The sequence below is a fragment of the Paenibacillus sp. 598K genome (assembly GCF_003851045.1).
Taxonomy (GTDB): domain Bacteria; phylum Bacillota; class Bacilli; order Paenibacillales; family Paenibacillaceae; genus Paenibacillus_D.
In genome coordinates, this window is record NZ_BFBX01000070.1 from 60,466 (window position 1) to 66,984 (window position 6,519).

Below are 6,519 nucleotides of genomic sequence, written 5' to 3' on the forward strand. Positions count from 1 at the left end.
CCCCCTGCCGCGCAGGAGTCGATCCATAGTCCGGGATTGCGGCGGATGATCTCGTCCCAGAAGGTCAGGTAGCCCTGGATATGCAGATTCTCGATCGCGCCGATCCGGTCCGCGGCCTCGTGCGCCCGCCAGAATAGCATCGGATCGAAATTCAAATCCTGCCGATAAATATGGACGTTGTAGCGCTTGATCAACTGGTCGACATGCTCGATCGTCCATTGCAACGCCTCAGGTTTCGCATAGTTCAGGACGCGATTGACGTCCTGCGGGTCGGCAGGATAGAGCAGCCAGTCGGAGTGTTCCGTGTCCAGATGCGTGCCCGCCTGCACGCGCTCCGGCTCGAACCAGAGCAGGAACTGGATGTCCAGCTCCTCGCAGCGCTGTCCGATCGGCGCCAGTCCGCGCGGGAAGCGCTGCTCGTCATGCGTCCATGTGCCGGTGTAGGGCCAGAACCCGTCGCAAGCATACCACCCGGCGTCGAACCACCAGATGTCGGGCTTCATGCCGCGATCGATATAGCGTTCCAGAGCATGCAGTTGCTTGTCCTCCGTCGCTGCGGTGAACTCGGTGCCGTCGGGACGCCAGTCATGCAGACAGAGCTTGGGCGGCAGCGGTCGGCCATGCTCGCGGGGCAAGATATGCTGCCTGTACCAACGTCGCCACACATTGCGACCATACGCCTCGTCGCCGACATAACCAAGGAAATTGACGCGCGGCGTCCGCATTGTCTCGCCGGGGTTCAGATACATATGCATACGGTCCTGGCCGATAGCGATCGCTACTCCGTTTGGAACCGCTTGCAAGGATGCGGCCCATTTACCCGGCCAGCCGATGCCGATACAGACGCCGAAGCCCTCGTACAACAGCTTCATGTAAGGGGAGGCTCCGTTGCAGGACGTTCCGTCGTCCGGGGTGAGCCGGAGCGCCTCGGCGCCAAGCCTCCGTTCGTAAAATTCATAGCCCGAGGCGTTCATCGTGTCGCCGTTGCTGTACACGATCCGGGCGTCCGCATGCGGCAGCACGCCGTCGATGATGCGCAGGTCGGACACGATGCCGGAGCGCTCCCGGCTCGTATTGGTCGCGTAGGCCACCCATTCCGTCACGGGGAAGTCCAGATATTGCAGATGCTCGACGACGATGCGGAGACCTCGGTCATCCTCGGCCGTGACGACGGTCTGCCGCAGGTTGGCGTCGATCAAGCGGGTCGTCCGCTCGGTGGAAAAGGAGGCCGGGATGCCTCGGATCAAACGTCCGTCGTACGTGAAGGAGATGGGAAATTGCCCGGGATCAGTCATCGGAAAAAGAGACAACGCCAGCTGCATATCGGATCGTATCATGAATAGCCACCCACCATTTTAAATTGTATACCTTAATTAATAATTGTACACAAAAATATAGAGATGTCTATCTATTTGTCGATTGCTTCAAGACGACTGATTCCCGGACGACGAGACGCGGCTTCAGCAGCAGCTTGCTGCGCGGGGCTTCGGGATTGGCGATCCGCCATTGCAACAAATCTACGGCCTTGTGGGCGATCTCCTCCCGCAAATAATCGATCGAGCTGATCGGCGGCGACTGCCACTGACAGGAGTCGAGATTGTCGAACCCGATGATCGAGACGTCCTGCGGCGTGCGAATGCCTCTGGCGGTCAAGGCGTGATTGAGCACGAAAGCGATCGGATCGTTGGCGCAAAAAAACGCGCTCGGCAGCTTCGCATAATCAAGCTGCTCCGGCAGCGTATTGAAATGGATGTCCCCAAAGGCATCGGTGAAATGCAGGTCGTAATCATGCTCGGGAGAAAGCTCCAGCCCCCAGTAGGCCAAAGCGTCGCGAAACCCTCTGTACCTGGACAAAAAGCCGGAAGACAGCCGGCTGTCGCCGATATAGCCGATCTGGATATGCCCGTGCTGGACGAAATGCTTGACCGCGAGAAAGGCGCCCTCGTAATGGTCGATCATCACCGAGTCGATGTCCGAATAGGGCAGCTCGTGATCAAGCATAATCATCGGCTTGCCTAGCGCGGCAAGCTGCTCGACCTTATTGGCAGTGATCCGCCCGAACAGGAACAGGCCGATGGCGTCCTTTTGCTTGACGATGGCTGGCTCCAGAGCATCGCCGGTAGCGGACATCGCGTGCATGACGGCCTGGCAGCCGCTGCTCTGGAGCGCCTTGTCGATAAAAAAGTAGGAGGCCATCGTATGAGGATCGGTCATCACCCGCGAGTCGACGATGAACAGCACGCGCCCTCCTTGCGGGGCAGGAGCTGCTGTCGGCTCGGCGAAGTGGCGGTAGCGCAGCTCCTTCGCAGCGTCGATGACCGCTTGTCTCGTCTCGGCGCTGATCCCGCCCAGCCCGCGCAGCGCCTTGGACACTGCGGCTGTCGAGAGGCCGACTTTCTTCGATATATCGTGCAACGTAACTTTCTTCTCCATAACATCCTCCAATGCCACAATGTACTGTCAGTGTACCATAGTGCGCGTCAGCTTCCAATATTATTTCGAGAAAATTAACTAAAAAATTAACCTTTGACTTATTAAAAAAACGCTAATAATATTAACTCAAGGTTACTTTCAGCTGGCGAATCGAGAGGGGGGAGAAGATGAAAATAGTGGAAAATGTCCTTTTGAACAGTAAGTTTGGACTGCACACGAACGATACGGGGACGTTGTTAAAAAATGGGCTTCCATACAAGGGGGTTGGAGTTAATTTTTTTAACGGATTTTCCAGAGTGTTGGCCGACCCTGCCGATTCATCTTATGTAAGCGGATTCGAGGAACTGAAGCGTTACGGCGTGCCGTTCATCCGCTTCATGGCCGGCGGGTACTGGCCAAGCGACAATCGGCTCTATCTCGAAGACAAGGCTGCGTATTACGAGCGGATGGATGCCTTCGTGGCAGCCGCCGAACGACTCGAGATCGGCCTGCTGCCGTCGCTGTTCTGGTACCACGCCAACGTCCCGGATCTGATGGGCGAGCCGCGTAGCTGCTGGGGCGTCCCGGGCAGTCGCACGCTCGCCTTTCTGGAGCAATATACGACGGAGATGGTGCAGCGTTATGCCGGGTCCCCGGCGATCTGGGGCTGGGAGTTCGGCAACGAATACAACCTGGAGCAGGATCTGCCCAACGCAGAGCATTGTCGTCCGCCCATCGTCCCCTTGATGGGAACGGCGGAGACGAGAAGCGCGGAGGACGACCTCGGCAGCGACATGCTGCACACGGCCTACCGGCTGTTCGCGGAGACGGTCCGCAAGCATGATCCGCATCGGATCGTCATCAGCGGCAGCAGCATCCCGCGCGCGACGGCCTGGCATCAGCTCCGTGAGGGGATCTTCGCAGACGACACAGAGGCGCAATTCCAGGCGATGCTCGCCTGGGACAGTCCCGACCCGTTCGATGTGCTGTCGGCTCATTATTATCTGAGCGAGTCGGAGCGCTTCGGCGAGCAGCGGGCTACAGACAAGCTGCTGCGGCTCATGCAGGAGACAGCGCGGCAGACCGGCAAGCCGCTGTTCATAGGCGAGTTCGGCGTCCCCGACACACTGACGGACGGCACGGTCGATCCTGCCCGGGCCAGAGCGTTGATCGAGGAGATGACAGAAGCGCTGCGGCGAGCGGATGTGCCATTGTCGGCGCTCTGGGTCTACGACTACAAGTATCAGCCGGACACGACCGTGACCGGCACCAATGAGCGGGCCTATCAGCTGGAGCTGCTGCAGCGGTGGAATGCGGAGTACAAGCTGGCGGGCTATCAGCCTTAGCGCAGTTACAGGAGGAGGAGCCACACTTGAACAGATGGAGCTTGAACGGAGAGTGGGAGCTGTATTATGTGCCCCAGAAGGACAGCGAGCTGAGCCACCCCGCCCAGCTGGCGGGCAGCGGCGCGCGCAGGCTGACGGCCCGGGTGCCGGGCAATGTGGAGCTGGATATGCATGAGGCCGGTCTGATCGATGATCCGTATACCGGCGATACGGTCAAGAAGCTGGAGATCTACGAGCTGTACGAATGGTGGTACGTCCGCGAGTTCGATACGCCGCAGGAGCCCGGCAGCAAGCAACTGGTGTTCCATGGCGTCGATTGCATCGCCACCTATTGGTTGAATGGCGTGGAGCTTGGCCGCAGCGACAATATGCTGATCGCTCATACCTTCGAGGTCGACGGCTTGCTGAGCAAGGATGGCCCCAATCGGCTGGCAGTGCGGCTGCAATCGCCGATCTACGAGGCGATGCGCTACGACTACGATCCGTCGATGTGGGCGATGGACTACAACTGGTCGCAGCTCTGGATCCGCAAGGCGGCGCACGGCTTCGGCTGGGACATCATGCCGCGGGCCGTCTCGGCAGGCTTGTGGCGCGAGGTTGAGCTGATCGTCCGCGATGACGTCGAGATCATGACGCCGTACATCTACACGAAGCGTCTGGAGGGGACGGCTGCCTTGATCGGCATGCAATACAATCTGAAGGCGGACCCGGCATGGTTCCGGGAGATGACGCTGCGTCTGGTCGGCGTCTGCGGCGACTCCCGGTTCGAGCATCGGTGCAGCGTCAACTTCTCCAGCGGCCACATCGATCTGCGGATCGACGACGCCAGACTATGGTGGCCCCGGGGCTACGGCGAGGCCCATCTGTATGAGCTGCATACCGAGCTGCTGCATGGCGATACGGTCATTGCGGCGCGGAGCGACACCTTCGGCGTCCGCACGGTAGAGCTGCTGCATAGCGCAGTGACCTCGACAGACGAGGGCGGCGAGTTCCTGTTCAAGGTCAATGACGAGCCGATCTTCTGCAAGGGCTCCAACTGGGTGCCTGCAGATATGTATCATAGCCGCGACAAGTCGCGTATCCCGCGCATGCTCGATCTGTTCGCGGAGATGAACTGCAACATCGTCCGCATCTGGGGCGGCGGCGTGTACGAGGATCATGATTTTTTCGAACGCTGCGACCGCGAGGGGTTGATGGTGTGGCAGGACTTCGCCTTCGCATGCGCGCTCTACCCGCAGACGGAGCTGTTCTATGAGAAGGTGCGCCAGGAGGCCCGATTTATCGTGCGCAAGCTGCGCAATCATCCGTCGCTCATCCTCTGGTGCGGCGACAACGAGATCGACATGTTCAGCTTCCATCGCCAGATCGACCCGGGGCTGAACCGAATCTCGCGCGAGGTGCTGCCCGCCATCGTCGCCCAATGCGACCCGCATCGCGCGTATCTTGCCAGCTCGCCTTACGTCTCGGAGGAGGTATGGCGGCGCCGCAACCTGGCGCTGCTGCCCGAGGATCATCTGTGGGGGCCGCGAGACTATTACAAGAGCAGCTACTATACGGCGAGCCAGATGCACTTCGTCAGCGAGATCGGCTACCATGGCTGTCCGAGCGTCGAGTCGATCGAGCGCTTCATCGCGCCCGAGCATCGCTGGCCCTGGCAGCACAACGAGCAGTGGGCGCTGCACGGCTCCGATCCGATGGCGCTGGGCGGCTGCTGGTCGTATCGCACCGAGCTGATGGCCAACCAGATCAAGGAAGTGTTCGGCGAGATTCCGGACACCTTGGACGATTTTGCAATCGCTTCCCAGATCTCTCAGGCAGAGGCCAAGAAGTTTTTCGTGGAGATGGTGCGGCTGCGCAAATGGCGACGGACCGGTATCGTCTGGTGGAATATGATCGACGGCTGGCCGCAATTTTCCGATGCGGTGGTCGATTATTACTTCGACAAGAAGCTGGCGTTCCATTACTTGCAACGGGTGCATCAGGATGTCTGCATCATGATCGACGAGCCGAGCGACTGGCATGTGCGGGCGGTCGTCAGCAACGACACGCTGGCAGATCGGGCGGGCAGCTATCGTATCCGGGACGCCGACTCGGGGGAGACGCTGCTAGAGGGCGAGTTCGTCGCTGCAGCCAACGGCAACGCAGACCTCGGCCGGGTCCGCGTATCGCACAGCGAGCAGCGCATGTTCCTGATCGAGTGGACGATCGATGGCGAGACGTATCATAACCATTACCTGCTCGGGTTCCCCGGCTTCTCGCTGGAGCGTTACAAGGGCTGGATGAAGCAGCTGACGCTGCCCGAGGGCGCGGCTGGACGGAGGAGGGAAGCGCATGGCGGAAGTGAATCTGAAGCAGGTGTCGAAGCGATACAAGAAAAACGACCCGTTGTCGGTCAAGGAAATTAGCCTTCCTATTAAAGATAAGGAATTTATGGTGTTCGTCGGTCCGTCGGGCTGCGGCAAGTCGACGACGCTGCGGATGATCGCCGGTCTGGAGCAGATCACCTCGGGCGAGATCTACATCGGCGATCGGCTGATCAACGATGTGCCGCCCAAAAACCGCGATATCGCGATGGTGTTCCAAAACTATGCGCTATATCCCAATATGGACGTGTACGAAAACATGGCGTTCGGCATGTGGCTGCGCAAGGTCGAAAAGCATGTCATCGATTCGACTGTAAAGTCGGCCGCCCGCACGCTGGAGATCGAGCATCTGCTCTCGCGCCGCCCGGCCGACCTCTCCGGCGGCCAGCGCCAGCGCG

The 6,519-nt window shown here is 59.7% G+C and carries 5 protein-coding genes; 3 read left to right on the forward strand and 2 right to left on the reverse strand.

All coding sequences use genetic code 11. The annotated features are described in order from the left end of the window. Together PA598K_RS20015 and PA598K_RS20020 are read right to left on the reverse strand one after the other, a co-directional pair. A partial coding sequence (locus PA598K_RS20015) for an alpha-galactosidase (protein WP_185602119.1) occupies positions 1-1,337 on the reverse strand: 1,337 nt, incomplete at its 3' end. A gap of 67 nt (positions 1,338-1,404) precedes the next feature. Next, positions 1,405-2,433 (reverse strand): LacI family DNA-binding transcriptional regulator, encoded by a 1,029-nt coding sequence (locus PA598K_RS20020; RefSeq protein WP_128658665.1) that lies wholly within the window; start codon positions 2,431-2,433, stop codon positions 1,405-1,407. Positions 2,434-2,600: 167 nt separating this feature from the next. Between PA598K_RS20020 and PA598K_RS20025 the strand changes: the two genes are divergently transcribed. The 3 genes from PA598K_RS20025 to PA598K_RS20035 form a co-directional block, all read left to right on the forward strand. Beyond that, a complete protein-coding gene (locus tag PA598K_RS20025) occupies positions 2,601-3,758 on the forward strand; it encodes a cellulase family glycosylhydrolase (protein WP_128658666.1) in 1,158 nt (385 codons plus the stop codon). Positions 3,759-3,784: 26 nt separating this feature from the next. After that, the gene (locus tag PA598K_RS20030; RefSeq protein WP_128658667.1) at positions 3,785-6,163 is read left to right on the forward strand and encodes a glycoside hydrolase family 2 protein; all 2,379 of its coding nucleotides are present in this window, start codon (positions 3,785-3,787) and stop codon (positions 6,161-6,163) included. Beyond that, positions 6,090-6,519, forward strand: a 430-nt coding sequence (locus PA598K_RS20035) for an ABC transporter ATP-binding protein (RefSeq protein WP_148091970.1), incomplete at its 3' end; no start/stop codon positions are given. The genes PA598K_RS20030 and PA598K_RS20035, both read left to right, overlap by 74 nt.

Coding starts and splice junctions, on each gene's coding strand:
- PA598K_RS20025 (WP_128658666.1), top strand. CDS start 2,601: ATGAAAATAGTGGAAAATGTCCTTTTGAACAGTAAGTTTGGACTGCAC.
- PA598K_RS20020 (WP_128658665.1), bottom strand. CDS start 2,433: ATGGAGAAGAAAGTTACGTTGCACGATATATCGAAGAAAGTCGGCCTC.